The organism is Nesterenkonia halobia (assembly GCF_039536005.1).
Lineage (GTDB): Bacteria > Actinomycetota > Actinomycetes > Actinomycetales > Micrococcaceae > Nesterenkonia > Nesterenkonia halobia.
This window is the reverse complement of the sequence record NZ_BAAAYG010000007.1, coordinates 41,866-57,710: the sequence shown is the minus strand read 5'-3', so window position 1 is coordinate 57,710 and position 15,845 is coordinate 41,866. Positions and strand designations below refer to the sequence as shown.

General features: G+C 74.4%; 15 protein-coding genes, 4 tRNA genes and 1 riboswitch. Of the genes, 4 read left to right on the top strand and 15 right to left on the bottom strand.

Going from position 1 to position 15,845, the window contains the following annotated elements; all coding sequences use genetic code 11:
* Positions 1-81: 81 nt before the first annotated feature.
* The 15 genes from trpC to ABD652_RS09265 form a co-directional block, all read right to left on the bottom strand.
* Entirely contained in the window at positions 82-939 is an 858-nt protein-coding gene (gene trpC / locus ABD652_RS09335) for an indole-3-glycerol phosphate synthase TrpC (RefSeq protein ID WP_344720578.1), read from the bottom strand.
* Between the two features lie 7 nt (positions 940-946).
* Positions 947-1,279, bottom strand: a complete 333-nt coding sequence (locus tag ABD652_RS09330; protein ID WP_344720576.1) for an HGxxPAAW family protein — start codon at positions 1,277-1,279, stop codon at positions 947-949.
* A 144-nt stretch (positions 1,280-1,423) separates the two neighbouring features.
* Positions 1,424-2,176 (bottom strand): Trp biosynthesis-associated membrane protein, encoded by a 753-nt coding sequence (locus tag ABD652_RS09325; protein ID WP_344720574.1) that lies wholly within the window; start codon positions 2,174-2,176, stop codon positions 1,424-1,426.
* The gene (locus ABD652_RS09320) at positions 2,173-3,771 is read right to left on the bottom strand and encodes an anthranilate synthase component I (protein WP_344720572.1); all 1,599 of its coding nucleotides are present in this window, start codon (positions 3,769-3,771) and stop codon (positions 2,173-2,175) included. Before ABD652_RS09320 ends, ABD652_RS09325 begins: the two co-directional genes overlap by 4 nt.
* Positions 3,758-4,195 carry a phosphoribosyl-AMP cyclohydrolase gene (gene hisI, locus ABD652_RS09315; RefSeq protein WP_344720570.1) on the bottom strand — a complete coding sequence of 146 codons (438 nt, stop codon included), beginning with the start codon at positions 4,193-4,195 and terminating at the stop codon, positions 3,758-3,760. Before hisI ends, ABD652_RS09320 begins: the two co-directional genes overlap by 14 nt.
* A gap of 60 nt (positions 4,196-4,255) precedes the next feature.
* Positions 4,256-5,026, bottom strand: coding sequence for an imidazole glycerol phosphate synthase subunit HisF (gene hisF, locus ABD652_RS09310; RefSeq protein WP_344720568.1), 771 nt, complete (start codon positions 5,024-5,026; stop codon positions 4,256-4,258).
* Between the two features lie 63 nt (positions 5,027-5,089).
* A complete protein-coding gene (hisG, locus tag ABD652_RS09305; protein WP_344720566.1) occupies positions 5,090-5,941 on the bottom strand; it encodes an ATP phosphoribosyltransferase in 852 nt (283 codons plus the stop codon).
* Between the two features lie 73 nt (positions 5,942-6,014).
* Positions 6,015-6,278: a phosphoribosyl-ATP diphosphatase gene (locus ABD652_RS09300; protein ID WP_010525399.1), complete on the bottom strand. Its 264-nt coding sequence runs from the start codon at positions 6,276-6,278 to the stop codon at positions 6,015-6,017.
* Positions 6,279-6,367: 89 nt separating this feature from the next.
* Positions 6,368-6,862 carry a 6,7-dimethyl-8-ribityllumazine synthase gene (gene ribH / locus ABD652_RS09295; RefSeq protein ID WP_211364989.1) on the bottom strand — a complete coding sequence of 165 codons (495 nt, stop codon included), beginning with the start codon at positions 6,860-6,862 and terminating at the stop codon, positions 6,368-6,370.
* Complete coding sequence (gene ribB / locus ABD652_RS09290) at positions 6,859-8,940, bottom strand: 3,4-dihydroxy-2-butanone-4-phosphate synthase (RefSeq protein ID WP_344720561.1); 2,082 nt, start codon at positions 8,938-8,940, stop codon at positions 6,859-6,861. The genes ribH and ribB overlap by 4 nt, the downstream gene beginning before the upstream one ends.
* A 3-nt stretch (positions 8,941-8,943) precedes the next feature.
* Positions 8,944-10,035 carry a bifunctional diaminohydroxyphosphoribosylaminopyrimidine deaminase/5-amino-6-(5-phosphoribosylamino)uracil reductase RibD gene (gene ribD, locus ABD652_RS09285; RefSeq protein WP_344720559.1) on the bottom strand — a complete coding sequence of 364 codons (1,092 nt, stop codon included), beginning with the start codon at positions 10,033-10,035 and terminating at the stop codon, positions 8,944-8,946.
* A gap of 196 nt (positions 10,036-10,231) precedes the next feature.
* Positions 10,232-10,363, bottom strand: a riboswitch (FMN riboswitch).
* 81 nt (positions 10,364-10,444) lie between these two features.
* Positions 10,445-10,518 (bottom strand) — tRNA-Gly (locus ABD652_RS09280).
* Positions 10,519-10,544: 26 nt separating this feature from the next.
* Positions 10,545-10,616: transfer RNA gene (locus ABD652_RS09275), tRNA-Val, on the bottom strand.
* Positions 10,617-10,660: 44 nt separating this feature from the next.
* A tRNA-Cys gene (locus ABD652_RS09270) sits at positions 10,661-10,731 on the bottom strand.
* A gap of 192 nt (positions 10,732-10,923) precedes the next feature.
* A tRNA-Gly gene (locus tag ABD652_RS09265) sits at positions 10,924-10,997 on the bottom strand.
* A 263-nt stretch (positions 10,998-11,260) separates the two neighbouring features.
* Here ABD652_RS09265 and ABD652_RS09260 point away from each other — a divergent pair.
* From ABD652_RS09260 to ABD652_RS09245, 4 genes are all read left to right on the top strand, one after another.
* The gene (locus ABD652_RS09260; protein ID WP_344720557.1) at positions 11,261-12,184 is read left to right on the top strand and encodes a cytochrome; all 924 of its coding nucleotides are present in this window, start codon (positions 11,261-11,263) and stop codon (positions 12,182-12,184) included.
* 81 nt (positions 12,185-12,265) lie between these two features.
* Positions 12,266-12,865, top strand: a complete 600-nt coding sequence (gene def, locus ABD652_RS09255) for a peptide deformylase (RefSeq protein ID WP_344720555.1) — start codon at positions 12,266-12,268, stop codon at positions 12,863-12,865.
* Positions 12,866-12,968: 103 nt separating this feature from the next.
* Positions 12,969-14,120: a methionyl-tRNA formyltransferase gene (locus ABD652_RS09250; protein WP_344720553.1), complete on the top strand. Its 1,152-nt coding sequence runs from the start codon at positions 12,969-12,971 to the stop codon at positions 14,118-14,120.
* Positions 14,117-15,805 carry an RsmB/NOP family class I SAM-dependent RNA methyltransferase gene (locus ABD652_RS09245; RefSeq protein WP_344720551.1) on the top strand — a complete coding sequence of 563 codons (1,689 nt, stop codon included), beginning with the start codon at positions 14,117-14,119 and terminating at the stop codon, positions 15,803-15,805. The genes ABD652_RS09250 and ABD652_RS09245 overlap by 4 nt, the downstream gene beginning before the upstream one ends.
* Positions 15,806-15,845: the final 40 nt, after the last annotated feature.

The following is a 15,845-nucleotide window of genomic DNA, read 5'->3' as shown; positions in this document are numbered from 1 at the left end:
CTCCTTCTCGACGAGAGGTGGTCGGCGTCCGGTCCGGTCGCCGCGGGGCTCGCGCGGCCCGCCGCCGGAACGTGACGGAGGTCAGGCCCGCGAGGCGGCGCGGAAGCGGCCCAGCGCGGCGCCCGGGTCGCCGTCGCGGACCAGTGCCTCGCCGACGAGGACCGCATCGGCGCCGTCACGGGCGTAGTCGGCGACCACGCCGGGACCGTCGACGCCGGACTCGGCGACCCGCACGACGTCGGCGGGCAGCTGCCCGGCCAGCGTGGCGTAGTGGGCGACGTCGACGTCCAGCGTCTTCAGGTTCCGCACGTTGATGCCGACGATCCGGGCGCCGACGGCGGCGGCGCGCTCGATCTCCTCGGCGGTGTGCGCCTCGACCAGCGCCTCCATGCCCAGTTCGCGGGTCAGGGCGAGATAGTCGCGCAGCCGGGCGTCGTCCAGGGCGGCGACGATCAGCAGCACCATGTCCGCCCCGTGGGCGCGGGCCTCGTGGAACTGGTACTCGTCGACCATGAAGTCCTTGCGCAGCACCGGCACGTCCACGGCGGCGCGCACTGCGTCGAGGTCGGCCAGCGAGCCGCCGAAGCGGCGCGGCTCGGTGAGCACGCTCACCGCCGAGGCTCCGCCGGCGGCGTAGGCCGCGGCCAGCTCGGCCGGATCGGGGATCTCGGCCAGGGCGCCCTTCGACGGCGAGGACCGCTTGACCTCGGCGAGGATCCGCACCCCGGCGGCGTCGTCGCGGCCGCCCGCCAGCGCCGCCCGCGCGTCGCGGGCCGGCGCCTCCTGCTGGGCCCGGCGGGCCCGGGCGGCGATCTCCTCCGGCGGCACCGCGGCACGACGCGTCGCGAGGTCCTCACGGACCCCGGCGATGATCTGGTCGAGCACAGTGCCGGAGGTGCCGTCGGCGGCGACGCCGGAGCTGCTCGCAGACTGCTGCATGGTCACCTCAGCGTCCGGAGCGGGCGGGGTCGCGCTGCAGCACCGAGGAGCTGTCGATCTCCACGCCGTGGCCGGCCCTCTTCAGCAGCACGCCGAGGACGATCGCCAGCGGCACGAAGGCGGCGGCGACCCAGGCCAGCGCCCACAGCTCGAGGATGAAGCCGATGCCGCCGATCACCGAGCCGATGATCAGCGTGATGCTCAGCGCCCAGGCCGCCGGCGTGGAGCCGTGGCCGATGTGGTCGTCATGGATGAAGGAGTCGTCCGGCTGCTCGACGGCCTGCTCGGCGGTGCGGGGCGTGGTGTCCTCGGCCGGCCGCTGCGCGGTGGTGGTGGTCATCGCTGTCCTCTCTGCTGCGCGGCGCGCCGGCGCCGCGGACTGCCGTTGAAGTCTCCGTCGTCCATTCTGCCACGCCCGCAGGGCCCCGCGGGCGCGGGCGTCATGGCCCGGAACGTTCGGCCGCCGGAGGGGTGCGGCCCCCGCTCAGCGCCGATCCGTCGGGTCGTCTCCCCGGGACAGTCCGTCCCACAGGTCGAAGGGGTCGTCCTCGGCGTCCTCCGCGTCCTCGCCGTCGGCGTCGCCGGACGGCTGCGGCGCACCGGACGGCGCGGCCTCCTCCGGGCCGGCGGCCGATCCCGCAGTCGATCCCTCGGCCGATCCCTCCGCCGATGCCCCGGCCGGGTCCGCGGCCTCCGACTCCGCCGAGGGAGACTCCGCGGCGGTCTCGTACCGGCGGGTCTCCGGCCAGCCGCGGGACCCCAGCAGCAGCGCCGCCGGACCGAGCAGCAGCGCCGCACCGGCGGCGGCCAGCCAGATCGCCGGCCGCAGCGCGTACTCGGCGGCGGCCTCGGTGGTGCCGGTGACGTCGCCGAGCTGCGTCTGCGCCGCCCCGGCGGGGTCGGCGACGACGGAGCCCACCATGACCAGGGTGACCGCCGCGGCCGCCAGCAGCAGCACGGCGATGATCAGCCGACCGAGGCGGCGGGCGATGCTCACCGCCGCGCCGCCGGCGAGCGCGACCAGTCCCATGGCGGTGACCGTCTGCGCGGCGTCGGATCCGGCGACGTCGACCGAGGAGGACACGCTGGTCGGCCCCAGTCCCGTCGCGGTGACCCACGGCTGGGAGGTGGCGACCAGGATCAGGACTCCGGAGAGCAGCGCGCCCAGCGCCACCGCGCGCCGGCCCGGACGACGGCCGGGCCGCGCGCTCGTCGACGGGCTCGTCGTCCCGCTCATCGGGGCTCCTGCCCGTCTCCGGCGACGTCGTGCAGCCGGTCGGCGGCCAGCACCGCGCGCAGCGGGGCGGCGGCCTTGTTCACCGTCTCCTGCCGCTCGGCGTCGTCGTCGGAGTCGGCGACGATCCCGCCGCCGGCCTGGACATGGGCGACGCCGTCCTTCAGCAGCGCGGACCGGATGGCGATCGCCGCATCCATCCGGCCGGAGAAGTCGAAGTAGCCGACGACGCCGCCGTAGACGCCGCGCCGGGTCGGCTCCCAGGCGTCGAGCAGCTGCAGCGCCCGCGGCTTCGGAGCTCCGGAGAGCGTGCCGGCCGGGAAGGTCGCGGCCAGCACGTCCAGCGGGGCCACACCCTCGGCCACCCGGCCCTGCACATGCGAGGTCAGGTGCATCACATGGCTGAAGTGCTCCACCCCCATGAACTGGGTGACCTCGACCGAGCCCGGCTCGCAGACTTTGGCGAGGTCGTTGCGCGAGAGGTCCACCAGCATCAGGTGCTCGGCGCGCTCCTTCTCGTCGGCCAGCAGGTCCGCGGCCAGCTCCTGGTCGGCCCGCGGGGTCTCGCCGCGCGGTCGGGTGCCGGCGATCGGATGGGTGACCACTGTGCCCTCCTCGAGGGTGACCAGGGCCTCCGGCGAGGCGCCGACGACCTGATACGGCTCGCCGTCGGGGGTCTCGTGGTGCAGCAGGTACATGTACGGGCTCGGGTTGAGCAGCCGCAGCATGCGGTAGACGGCCAGCGGGTCGACGGCGGTGTCGACGTCGAAGCGGCGCGAGACCACGATCTGGAAGACCTCGCCGTCGACGATGGCCTGCTTGGCCTTCGTCAGCGTGTCCAGGTATTCGCCCTCGTCCCAGGCGTGGCGCACCCGCTCGTCGAGGTCGCGCTCGACCTGCGCGGCCCAGCCGGCCTCGGCGCTGCTCACTCCGGAGAGCGCGGGGTCGCCGGCCGGCGTGGACAGCTCGGCGCGCATCCGGTCCAGCCGGGCGACGGCGTCCTGGTGGGCGGCCTGCACTCCGGTGTCACGGCCGTCCTGGTTGATCGCGTTGGCCACCAGCGTGACGGTGCCGTCGCGGTTGTCGTGGACGACCAGATCGCTGACCAGGTGCATCGCCATCTCCGGGACCTGCAGGTCGTCGGCGGGCGGATGCGGCAGCCGCTCCCAGTGCCGGACCACGTCCCAGCCGATGTAGCCGACCATCCCGGAGGTCAGATGGGGCAGCTGCGCCGTGCGGGCCCGGCCGTCGTCGCCGGCGAGGAACTCCAGCGTCGCGCGCAGCACCTCGGCGGTGGTGCCCTCGCGCGGGGTGCCCGCCGGCGGCTCGCCGATCCAGTGCGCGGCGCCGTCACGCTCGGAGAGCGTCGCGCGCGAGGAGACGCCGATGAACGAATGCCGCGACCAGGCCGCCCCGGGGGCGGCGGACTCCATGAGGAAGGTCCCCGGCCGCCCGTCGGCCAGCGTGCGGTAGATGCTCAGCGGCGTGTGTCCGTCGGCGAGCAGCCGCATGGTCACCGGGATCACCCGGTGCCGGGCGGCCAGCTCGGCGAATTCCTCCGGCGTCGGCGAGACGACGCCCAGCTCAGGAGTCGCCATCGGTGCGGTCCTCCTCCCCCGGGCGAGCCGCCTCGGCGGTCTCGACGGTGTCGGCGGCCTCGGCGGCCTCGAGCGCGTCGAGGTCCACCGCGCGGTCGGTGAAGCAGCTGGTCGTGCCGGTGTGGCAGGCCGGGCCGGTCTGCTCGACGCGCAGCAGCACCGTGTCGCCGTCGCAGTCCAGCGCGACGGACACGACCTGCTGGGTGTGCCCCGAGCTCGCCCCCTTGCGCCAGAGCTCGCCCCGCGAGCGGGACCAGTACGTGCCCCGGCGGGTGGCCAGCGTCGTCGCCAGCGCGGCGTCGTTCATCCAGGCCATCATCAGCACCTCTCCGGTGGCGGCGTCCTGGGTGATCGCCGGCACCAGTCCGTCGGCGTCGAAGCGGACGCGGTCGCGGACGGCGGCGGGCAGCGGGGTCGAGCTCATCGGGATCTCCTGGGCGGATGGACGGGACGGAGGCGGGCGGGATCGCCCGTCGGCGGCGGGTCAGCGCACCGGATGGCCGGCGGCGGCCACGGCCTCCTTGACCCGGGCGAGCATGTCGTCGGGGCCGAAGTGGAACAGCGAGGCGGCCAGCACCGCGTCGGCGCCGGCGTCGACGGCCTCCGGGAAGTCCTCGGGCTTCCCGGCGCCGCCGGAGGCGATCAGCGGCACCCGGGTGGCCGACCGGACGGTGCGGATCATCTCGACGTCGAACCCGTCGCGGGTGCCGTCGGCGTCGATGGAGTTCAGCAGGATCTCGCCGACGCCCCGCCCGGCGGCCTCGCGGCACCAGGCGACGGCGTCGAGGCCGGTGCCGCGCCGGCCGCCGTGGGTGGTGACCTCGAAGCCGGAGGCGATCGCCGAGTCCTCGGTGCGCCGGGCGTCCAGCGAGAGCACCAGCACCTGGGAGCCGAAGCGGGCGGCGATCTCGTCGATGACCTCCGGACGGTCCACCGCCGCCGTGTTGATCGAGGCCTTGTCCGCTCCGCAGCGCAGCAGCCGGGCGACGTCCTCGGCGCTGCGCACGCCCCCGCCGACGGTCAGCGGGATGAAGACCTCCTCGGCGGTGCGGGTGACCACGTCGTAGGTCGTGCTGCGGTCCGAGGAGGAGGCGGTGACGTCCAGGAAGGTCAGCTCGTCGGCGCCGGCGGCGTCATAGCGGCGGGCCAGCTCCACCGGGTCGCCGGCGTCGCGCAGCTCGGCGAAGTTCACCCCCTTCACCACCCGACCGGCGTCCACGTCGAGGCAGGGGATGATCCGGACCGCCAATGACATGCTGTGCTCCTCCTGTGCTCGATCGGACCGGGGACGGGGCGGGGTGCTGGGCGACGGCCCAGCTCAGACGCGGCAGGCGTGGATGGAGGAGACCAGGATCGCCCGGGCCCCGAGCTCGTAGAGCTCGTCCATCAGCTGGTTCGTGCGTCCGCTGGGCACCATCGAGCGCACGGCCACCCAGTCCTCGTCGGCCAGCGGGGAGACCGTCGGCGACTCCAGCCCCGGAGTGATCGCCGCGGCCTGGTCGAGCAGCTCGCGGCGGATGTCGTAGTCCATCATCACGTAGCGCCGGGCCACCAGCACGCCCTGGATCCGCCGGATGAGCCGGTCGATGCCGACGGGACGCTCGCCGTGGCGGGAGATCAGGATGGCCTCGGAGCGCATGATCGGCTCGCCGAACATCTCCATGCCGGCGGCCTTGAGCGTGTTGCCGGTCTCGACGACGTCGGCGATGGCGTCGGCGACGTCGAGCCGGACCGCGGTCTCCACGGCGCCGTCGAGGTGGACGACTTCGACGTCCTCGATGCCCTGGGAGGTGAACCAGTGGTCGAGCAGCCCGTCATAGCTGGTGGCCACCCGCCTGCCGGCGAGCTCCTCGGCGGAGCTGAAGCTGCCCTGCGGGGCCGCCAGGCGGAAGGTGGACTGGCCGAAGCCCAGCCCCAGGATCTCCTCGGCGCCGTGGTCGACGCGCGCGTCCTGGAAGAGGTCGCGGCCGGTGATCCCGATGTCCAGGGTCCCGGAGCCGACGTAGACGGCGATGTCGCGCGGACGGAGGTAGAAGAATTCGACGCCGTTCTCCTCGTCGACCATCACGAGGTCGCGCTTGTCACGGCGCTGGACGTATCCGGCTTCGGAGAGCATGGCCATGGCGGCCTCGGAGAGCGCGCCCTTGTTCGGTACGGCAACACGCAGCATGGATCAGGTGGTCCCTCGGGTCAGTATGCGGATCAGGAACGGTTCAGGGGGGGCAGCGGCGAGAGGCGCCGGCTCAGAGATGGCGGTAGACGTCCTCGGGGCTGATCCCGCGGGCGAGCATCATCACCTGCAGGTGATACAGCAGCTGGGACATCTCCTCGGCGGCGGCCTCGTCGGACTCGTGCTCGGCGGCCATCCAGACTTCGGCGGCCTCCTCGACGATCTTCTTGCCGATGCTATGGACGCCGGCGTCGAGGGCGGCGACGGTGCCGGATCCCTCGGGTCGGGAGGCGGCCTTCTCGGCGAGTTCGGCATACAGCTGGTCGAAGGTCTTCACCGTCCCAGGGTATGCCGTCGGCGCCGGTCGCGGCGATTCGCCGCCCCGCGACGACGTCACAGACGCCACGACGCCGTCGCGGGCGGGGCTCAGTCGAGGGCGTCGAGCACCGCTCGGGTCGCCACGGCGGCATGCGCGGCCTCGAAGCCCTTGTCCTCGGTGGAGCCCTCCAGCCCGGCGCGGTCGAGGGCCTGCTGGTCGTCGTCGACGGTGAGCACGCCGAAGCCCATCGGCGTCGCCGTGCGCAGCGAGGCCTCGGTGAGCCCGTCGGTCGCCGCCCGGCAGACGTAGTCGAAGTGCGGGGTGCCGCCGCGGACGACCACGCCCAGGGCGACGACGGCGTCGTGCGTCTCGGCGGCGCGGGCGGCCAGCAGCGGCAGCTCGAAGCTGCCCGGGGCGCGGAGCAGCGTGACGTCGTCGACGCCGATCTGCTCCAGGAAGCGGTGCGCGCCGCCGATCAGGCCGTCCATCACGCGGGTGTGCCAGCGGGAGGCCACCACGGCCACGCGCAGGCCGCGTCCGGCTCGGGCGCGCAGCTGCTGCAGCTCGTCGGCGTCGATCACGGGGGTTCCGGTGCTGCTCATCGTTCTCCTTGCTCGTTCAGCGGTCGGGTCTGTTCGGCCGGCTCGCCGCGGCCGTCGGCGTCGGGGGCCTCCGTCGGCGTCTCGCCGAGCCCCAGACGGTCGCCGAGGTGGTCCATGAGGTGGTGCATGCGGTCGCGCTTGGTGCGCAGGTAGCGACGGTTCTCGTCGTGGACCTCGCCCTCGGAGGGCACCTGCTCGACGTCGAGGCCGGCCTCCTGCAGCGCGGCGACCTTCTCCGGGTTGTTCGTCAGCAGCCGCACCCGCGTCAGCCCGCAGCTGTGCAGGATGGCCGCCGCGCCGGTGTAGTCGCGCAGCTCGGCGGCCAGCCCGAGCATCTCGTTGGCCTCGACGGTGTCGGCGCCCTCCTCCTGGAGCTGATAGGCGCGCAGCTTGTTGGCCAGCCCGATCCCGCGCCCCTCGTGGCCGCGCAGGTAGAGCAGGTGCCCGCCGTCGCGCTGGATGGACTCCAGCGCCGAGGCCAGCTGCGTGCCGCAGTCGCAGCGGTGCGAGCCCAGCACGTCACCGGTGATGCACTCGGAGTGCAGACGGATCAGCGGGGCCGCGCCGGCGGCGTCGACGCCGTCCCCGCCCTCGGCCGGCGCCTGCGAGCGGGCGGAGATGAGCAGGTGCTCGTGGCCGGTGTCGTGCTCGGCCCAGACCTGGGCGGCGAAGATCCCGTGGTCGGTGGGCAGGGTGACCACCGGCCCCGGGGTGACCAGCGCGCGGGCCTGCTCCGAGGGGCTGTCCCAGGACGCCCGCGCGGCGTCGCGCACGGCCGTCGGATCCACGGTGCCGCCGCGGTAGTCGACCAGGTCGGCGATCGAGATCAGCGCCAGCCCGTGGGCGTCGGCGAACTCGCGCAGCGCCGGCACGCGCATCATGCGGCCGTCGTCGTGGACGAGCTCGGCGATCGCCCCGACCTGCGAGGTCCCGGCCAGTCGGCAGAGGTCGACGGCGGCCTCGGTGTGCCCGGACCGGCCGAGCACGCCGTCGGCGTGGGCGACGAGCGGGAAGATGTGGCCGGGGCGGGTCAGGGCGGCGGCGTCGGCGCCGCTGTCGGCCAGCACCTGCAGCGTCCGCGCCCGGTCGGCGGCGCTGATGCCGGTGGTCACCCCTGCGGCGGCGTCGACGCTGACGGTGTAGGCGGTGCCCTTGGGGTCCTCGTTCTCGGCCACCATCGCGGGCAGGTCCAGGTGGGCGGCGCGCTCGGCGCTCATCGGCGCGCAGACCACCCCGGAGCTGTGCCGGACGGTGAAGGCCATCAGCTCCTCGTCGGCGAGGGCCGCCGGCAGGATCAGGTCTCCCTCGTTCTCGCGGTCGGCGTCGTCGACGACGACGACCGGCCGCCCCTGGGCGAGCTGGTTCAGCGCGACCTCCACCGGGTCCAGCACCGGCTCCGGCGTCGTCGGCGCCGCGACGGCGGGCACCGCCGCGGCAGGGTCCTCCGCGGCGAGCTCGGCCGCGGCGAGATCGCCGGAGAAGCGCAGCATGCGGCGGGCGTATTTGGCCAGCACGTCGACTTCGAGGTTCAGCGCGTCGCCGATCTCGCGGCGACCCAGCGTGGTCTCGGCCAGCGTGGTCGGGATCAGCCCGACCTCGAACCAGGCCGGCGCCTCTCCGGGGTCCGAGACCGCGGTGACGGTCAGCGAGACGCCGTCGACGGCGATCGAGCCCTTCTCCGCCAGATAGGGGGCGAGCTCCGCGGGCACGGCGACGCGGTGCCGTCCGTCGTGGACGTCGCGGGCGAGCAGCTCGCCGAGCCCGTCCACATGGCCCTGGACCACATGGCCGTCCAGCCGGGTCCCGGAGGGCACGCAGCGCTCCAGGTTCACCCGATCCCCGACGGCGCGGCGGCCCAGCGTGGTGCGCCGCAGCGTCTCCTGGATCAGGTCGACGGCGATGTGCTCGCCCTCGATCGAGGTGGCGCTGACGCAGACGCCGTCGACGGCGATCGAGCCGCCCGGCGGCAGGTCCTCGGCATGGCCCGGCGCGTCGACGGTGAGCCGCTCGACCCCGCGGGCGGGGTCGGACCGACGCTCCACGACGGTTCCGAGTCCGGTGATGATTCCGGTGAACATCTCTCAGCTGCTCCTGTTCGCAGTCATGGACGAGGCAGAGGGTTCGGGGGCCAGGTGCACGCAGACGTCGTCGCCCATCAGCGTGACCGGACCGCCCTCGGCGGGGTCGGGCACGAAGCGCGGTGCCTCGGAGAGCGAGCTGACCCCGATGGGGCCGACGCTGCTGGGGCCTTCCCCCAGCAGCACCGGCGCGTGATAGGCGAAGATCTCGTCGACCAGGTCGGCGGCGAAGAAGGCCGAGAGCACCCGCGAACCGCCCTCGACGAGCACATGGCGCACCCCGCGTCCGGAGTGCGGGGCGGAGTCCAGTCGGCGCAGCGCCTCGAGCGGGTCGTGGGTGGGCACCTGCAGCCACCCTTCGCCCTCGGGACGTCCCCTGCGCAGCCGGGCCTCCTCCGGCACCGGGCGGCGGCCCATGACCACGCGCAGCGGCTGCTCCGCCAGCAGCTCGCCGGACTCGTCGCGGGCGGTCAGTCGCGGATCGTCGACGGCGACGGTGCGGCTGCCGACCAGGATCGCGTCGATGCGCTCCCGGATGCGGTGCGTATGGCTGCGCGAGGCCGCCGAGGTGATCCACTGGCTGGTCCCGTCGGCGGCGGCGATGCGCCCATCCAGGCTCTGCGCCAGGTGCACGGTGACGAAGGGGCGTCCCTGCTGCTGGGCGAGGTTCCACCGATGGTTCAGCCGGCGGCACGGCTCGGCGAGCACTCCCGAGACGACGTCCACGCCGGCGGCGGCGAGCTCGGAGGCTCCCCCGCCGGCGTCGGCGGTCGGATCGGCGGCCCCGTGCACCACGCGCGGCACGCCGGCGGCGAGGATCGCCTCGACGCACGGGGGCTGGCGGCCGTGGTGGCGGCAGGGCTCGAGGGTGCAGTAGAGCGTGGTCGTGCTCAGGTCGACGTCGGGCCGCTCCGCGGCGGCCCGGGCGAGCGCGTCGCGCTCGGCGTGCCGGTGCCCGGCGCCGCGGTGGTGGCCGACGGCGACCGCTGCGCCGGAGTCGTCGACGAGCACGGCCCCGACCAGCGGGTTCACCCCGCGCACGCCGCGCTCGGCGGCCTGCAGCGCGGCGGCCATGTGCTTCTCGTGCTCAGTCATCGCCGTCCTCTCCGCGCGCGGCCCGGCGACGACGTCGTCGGGCGCGGAGGGCCCGGGAAGCGCGGAACATGCATGGGCGTCGTGTCCTCCCCCGGTCCGGCGGATCTCGTGGATGCCAGGAGCTCCGGGGCGACGGCGCCTGCGCGACGGAGGGCGGCGCCGGTTCGCGGAGAGACCCGGGACGCGTCCGACCCCCAGCGTGCTTCTCCCCTCCAGACTGTGACTGTCGGCACCGGAATTCCACCGGTTCAACCGTGGACGTCGGGGACGACCGCGGGTCGCGGGCTGTGACCGCCGGTTCGGACTTCCACCGATCCCGGAGCACGTGGTGTGTCGAGGTCCAGTCTGCCACAGGCATGAGAAAGGCCCGGAATCCTCTCGGATTCCGGGCCTTTCGGTGATGCTCCAGAGCGGATGACGAGATTCGAACTCGCGACCCTCACCATGGCAAGGTGATGCTCTAGCCAGCTGAGCTACATCCGCATGGATGATCAGTATAGACCATCCAGTGCGCGATACTGGGTTCGAACCAGTGACCTCTTCCGTGTCAAGGAAGCGCGCTACCGCTGCGCCAATCGCGCCTGTTCAGTTGCCGGCCGGCTGCGGACAGCTCGACCGTCGTGCGAGGTGGGGACGGGAATCGAACCCGCGTTGACGGCTTTGCAGGCCGCTGCCTCGCCACTCGGCCACCCCACCGTACCCGATCAGCTCCTCGCTCGCATCCCGGAGGATCCTGCGAGGCCTGCTCGACGTCCAGCGGCCGGGCCGGAGCCCGCACGCCGTCTGCAGTGCCCCTCCGACGCCGGACGAATCCGGGCGGCGAAGAGCGAACCGCAGCATGCGACGGCCTCGGAAGACCGATTCCGCCGCATGGCATGCAGCTCGTCGAGCGGATGACGAGATTCGAACTCGCGACCCTCACCATGGCAAGGTGATGCTCTAGCCAGCTGAGCTACATCCGCCTGTCATCTGCGTCGGTTCCACGGGAACCCCTCGTCAGGCGACCCTGACAGTGTCTCACACTCTCACGGCCTCCGTCCCGGAGCGAGTCGGCCCGTCGTCACCTCTGCGTTCCGACGACATGAAACTCTAGTGGAGCCCCGCCCGTCGCGTCCAATCGAGAGCGCGTGACCCCCGTCACACACCGGGCGCGACCTCTCTCCATCCCCGCCACGGCGGGCGAGGCCGCCCTCGCCCGGACGAGCGTGGCAGACTGGTCGGCGACATGACACAGCCCAGCCTCGCCCACGCCACCGACTTCGGCCGGATGTACTCGCGCTCGACGACCTCGACCCCGGAGGTCCCCTCGATCACCACGGTGATCGGCCAGGAGCACAAGGACCTCACCGGCTGGGCGGGTCATATGGCCGCGACCGAGCTCATCGCCGACGACCGGCTCCCCGAGGCCGTGGGCTCGACGACGAAGCTGCGCTCGCTGGCGCGCCGGGCCTCCTCGGCCGCGGCGCGCTTCCGCGACGACGCCGCCGCACGGGGCGACCGCGTCCACCACTACGCCGAGCAGGTCGCCCGGCGGGCGCTGGACGCCGAGCACGAGGCCGAGGCCGCCCGCGAGGTGCTGCGCGCCCACGACGAGCTGGCCTTCGCCGACCAGTTCGACCACTGGTGGCGGACCTTCGCGGTGAAGCCGCTGGCCGCGGAGGTCACCGTCTGGAACCACACGTTGGGCTATGCCGGGACGCTGGACCTCGTCGCCGAGATCGGCGGCCGGACCTGCATCATCGACTTCAAGACCAAGGGCCTGACGCGGAAGGGCCGCGCCAAGCCGCTCAGCGAGTCCGTGGTGATGCAGCTGGTCGCCGGCATGCAGGCCGAGGAGATGCTCGTCGACGCCGACGCCGGCGGCTGGACGCCGTGGCCGCACGGCGACGGTTCGCCGGTGCTGCTGGGCGTGGCCCTCTCCGCCCGCGAAGTGGTCCCCGTCCAGGCCAACCCCGAGGTGCTGAGGTCCCACTGGCACAAGTTCTGGGCGCTGCGCCAGGTTTGGGAGCATATGCGCCGCGCCAGCGAGGCCGGCCCCGCCCTGCAGCCGATCGGGCCGCCGCCGGCGCCCGCGCCGGAGGTCGCGCCCGAGACTGCGCCGGAGACTGCACCGGAGACTGCGGCAGAGTCGGCGGCGTCGACGGCGTAGCTCCTCCGCCGCCCGCCCCGCTCCCCTCCCCCATGCACCACGCATGACCTCCGCACGCCCTCGCACAGTAGGATCGACACTATGGCTGTTCTCCCCCTCCGCATGATCGGCGACCCGGTGCTCCGCACGCCGGCCCGCGAGGTCGGCGTCGTCGACGACTCGGCGCGCCGGCTGATCGAGGACATGCTCACCACGATGGACGCCGTCGGCGGGATCGGCCTCGCCGCCCCGCAGGTCGGCGTGGGACTGCGGATCTTCACCTACGACGTCGCCGGATCGCGCGGCGCCGTCGTCGACCCGGCGGTGGAGACCGACGGCGAGCCGGAGTTCACCCCGCAGGACGCCGCGGCCGGCCCGGCCGAGGGGACAAACCTCCTCCGCGAGGGATGCCTGTCCGTCGCCGACGTCCACGGACCGGTGGGACGCCCGCAGCGCGCCCGGCTGACCGGACTGGCCCCCGACGGCGGGCGCGTCGACGTCGAGGCCTCGGGACTGCTCGCCGTCTGCTTCCAGCACGAGGTCGACCATCTCGACGGCCGGCTCTTCGTGGATCGACTGGTCGGCGAGGAGAAGCGCGCCGCGCTGCGCACGCTGCGGCGGACCCCGCAGGACGCCGACTCCTCCCCCGACGCGCGCCGCGCCCCGAGCGCGGGAGGGAGCTTCTTCGCCGCAGGCCGCTGACCTCCGCGGGTCCGCGGCAGGGCGCCGAGCGGGGCCCGAGGATCAGCACCGTCCCGGCGTCCCGCCCGACCAGCACAGCACCGATCTCCTGGGAAGGACCTTCGTGCAGCACCACACCGAGACGTCGCTCGCCGCGGCGGGACGCCGCGCCGACTCCGGCGCGGCGGCCGCCGGCGGCGTCCTCTTCGCCGGCACCCCGCAGATCGCCGCGGACTGCCTGTCCGGCCTGCTCGCCGCCGGCGTCGACGTCGTCGCCGTGCTGACCCGGCCGGACGCCCCGGTGGGGCGCCGGCGACGGATGACGCCCTCGCCGGTGGCGCGCCTCGCCGAGGAGGCCGGGATCCCGGTGATCCGCGCCTCCCGCGTGGACGAGGAGGTCACCGCCGCGATCCGCGACACCGGCGCCCGGCTCGGGATCGCCGTCGCCTACGGCGCACTGCTGCCCCAGCACGCCCTCGACGCCCCGGAGCGCGGCTGGGTGAACCTGCACTACTCGCGGCTGCCGGCCCATCGCGGGGCCTCCCCCGTCCAGCACGCCGTGCTGGAGGGCGACGTCGAGACCGCCGCGACGGTCTTCCAGATCGCGGCGGGCATGGACACCGGCCCGATCCACGGCGTCTGCCCGCTGCCGATCAGCGAGGAGATCTCCGCCGGGGAGCTGCTCGACGAGCTCACCGCCGTCGGCACCCGTCTGCTCGTCGCCCTGCTCCCCGACCTGCTGGCCGGCCGCTCGATCCCCGAGCCGCAGACCGGCGAGGCGACCCATGCCCCGAAGCTCACCCGCGAGGACGCCTTCATCGATCCCCGGCGCCCGGCCGCCGAGCTGGTCCGCAGGATCAACGCGACCACTCCCGAGCCGGGCCCCTGGACGCTGCTGGGCGACGCGCGGCTCAAACTCGGCACGGCCCGCCCCTATGAGGCCGAGACTCCTGACGACATCGCCGACGCTCCTGTCGGAGCTGTCCTGCCGGCGCCCGAGGACCGCCCCGGCGCGGGGTCGGTCCTGACGCTGCGCACCGGCGACGGACGACTCGTCGTGCTGCACGGCGTCCAGCCGGCGGGCAAGCAGATGATGGATCCGGCGGCCTGGCACCGCGGCCTGCGCGAGATTCCCGTCCTGGGCGTGGCGCCCCGGGCGGACGACGCCGGACCGGGAGCCGGAGCCTCGCACGAGCGGGGCGGACTCCCATCGGCACCCGACGATCCCCCTCCGGCCGACGGCCGGCCGCAGACCTCCCGGGAGGAGCAGCGATGACCCCGCAGCAGCACCGAGGCCCGGGAGACGGCTCCTCGGGCCGTCCCGAGCGTCGAGCACGCCAGGACCGCCAGGACCGCCAGGACCGCCAGGACCGGCGGAGCAGCTCCGCGGACTCGACCCCGCGCGACGCCGGCGGCCGCCAACGCTCCCGCGCGTCCAGCTCGACGCCGCGCCGCCGCAGCCGCAGCGCGCCGTCGGATCGCACTCGTGCGGCCGATCCCGCCCGGCGCACCGCCTTCCGGGTGCTGCGAGCGGTCTCGGCCGACGACGCCTACGCGAACCTGGTGCTGCCCGCCGAGATCCGGCGGGCGAAGCTCGATCGCCGCGACGCCGGCTTCGCCACCGAGCTGACCTACGGCGCGCTGCGCGGGCAGGGCACCTATGACGCGATCCTGGCCGCCTGTGTGGACCGCCCGCTGGACTCCCTCGATGCGCCGGTGCTCGACGCGCTGCGCCTGGGCGCCCACCAGCTGCTCGGCATGCGGGTCGACGACCACGCCGCCGTCGGCGAGACGGTCGGCCTGGTCCGCGGGGAGATCGGAGCCGGCCCCTCCGGGCTGGTCAACGCCGTGCTGCGCCGCGTCGGGGCGAAGTCCCGCGCCGACTGGATCGCCGAGCTCGCCTCCGCCCGCGGCACCTCCGCCGGCGACGACGACGCGCTGGCGCTGGAGCATGCCCATCCCTCCTGGGTGGTGCGGGCGCTGCGCCAGGGGCTGCGCCTGCACGGCCGCGGCGGGCCCGGCGAGCTGGAGGAGCTGCTGGCCGCCGACAACGCCGCCCCCGAGGTCCACCTGGTCGGCCTGCCCGAGCTGGGCGAGCGCCACCTGCCGGCGGCCCTGGAGGTCGGCGGCGAGGAGAGCCCGCTGCTCGAGGACGCCGTGGTCTTCCGCGGCGGGGACGTGGGCCGGCTGCCCGGCGTGCGCGAGGGAGTCGTCCGCGTCCAGGACATCGGTTCGCAGTGGATCGCCCGCGCGCTGACGGCCGCCTTCACCCCGGAGACCGTCGACCCCGACGTCGCCGGGGAGCGCTGGCTGGACCTCTGCGCCGGGCCGGGCGGCAAGGCCGCCCTGCTCGCCGCCCTGGCCGCGCAGCAGGAGGCCTGGCTGCTCGCCAACGAGCCCGCCGACCACCGCGCCGAGCTGGTCCGCCAGGCCCTCGGCGCCGTGGACTCCGAGGCCTGGGACCTGCGCACCGGCGACGGGCGCACCGTCGGCGACGACGACCTCGGAGCCTTCGACCGGATCCTGCTCGACGCCCCGTGCACCGGCCTCGGCGCGCTGCGTCGGCGCCCCGAGGCGCGCTGGCGCCGCAGTCCCTCCGACCTCGCCGAGCTGACGGTGCTGCAGTCCGAGCTGCTCGACGCCGCCGTCGAGGTCCTCGCCCCGGGCGGGCTGCTGGCGTACGTGACCTGCTCGCCGCACGCCGCCGAGACGGTGGTGCAGGTCGACGACGTGCTGCGCCGCCACCCGGAGCTGCAGCTGCTCGACGCGCATGACTCGATGACGATGGTCGCGCTGCCCGAGGGCGCCCGGCTGGCCGCCGCGTCGCCGGCGCCGTCGACGACGCCGGACGGACCGGGGACCGGCGCCGCCGTCGCCGACCGGTCCCGCATGGTCCAGCTCTGGCCGCACGTCACCGGCACCGACGCGATGTTCTTCGCCCTGCTGCACCGGCCGGCCTGAGCGCGGCGCGCGACGCAGCCCACCGACCCGATCGACCAGG

Coding starts and splice junctions, on each gene's coding strand:
- trpC (WP_344720578.1), bottom strand. CDS start 939: ATGCAGCAGTCTGCGAGCAGCTCCGGCGTCGCCGCCGACGGCACCTCC.
- ABD652_RS09330 (WP_344720576.1), bottom strand. CDS start 1,279: ATGACCACCACCACCGCGCAGCGGCCGGCCGAGGACACCACGCCCCGC.
- ABD652_RS09325 (WP_344720574.1), bottom strand. CDS start 2,176: ATGAGCGGGACGACGAGCCCGTCGACGAGCGCGCGGCCCGGCCGTCGT.
- ABD652_RS09320 (WP_344720572.1), bottom strand. CDS start 3,771: ATGGCGACTCCTGAGCTGGGCGTCGTCTCGCCGACGCCGGAGGAATTC.
- hisI (WP_344720570.1), bottom strand. CDS start 4,195: ATGAGCTCGACCCCGCTGCCCGCCGCCGTCCGCGACCGCGTCCGCTTC.
- hisF (WP_344720568.1), bottom strand. CDS start 5,026: ATGTCATTGGCGGTCCGGATCATCCCCTGCCTCGACGTGGACGCCGGT.
- hisG (WP_344720566.1), bottom strand. CDS start 5,941: ATGCTGCGTGTTGCCGTACCGAACAAGGGCGCGCTCTCCGAGGCCGCC.
- ribH (WP_211364989.1), bottom strand. CDS start 6,862: ATGAGCAGCACCGGAACCCCCGTGATCGACGCCGACGAGCTGCAGCAG.
- ribB (WP_344720561.1), bottom strand. CDS start 8,940: ATGTTCACCGGAATCATCACCGGACTCGGAACCGTCGTGGAGCGTCGG.
- ribD (WP_344720559.1), bottom strand. CDS start 10,035: ATGACTGAGCACGAGAAGCACATGGCCGCCGCGCTGCAGGCCGCCGAG.
- ABD652_RS09260 (WP_344720557.1), top strand. CDS start 11,261: ATGACACAGCCCAGCCTCGCCCACGCCACCGACTTCGGCCGGATGTAC.
- def (WP_344720555.1), top strand. CDS start 12,266: ATGGCTGTTCTCCCCCTCCGCATGATCGGCGACCCGGTGCTCCGCACG.
- ABD652_RS09245 (WP_344720551.1), top strand. CDS start 14,117: ATGACCCCGCAGCAGCACCGAGGCCCGGGAGACGGCTCCTCGGGCCGT.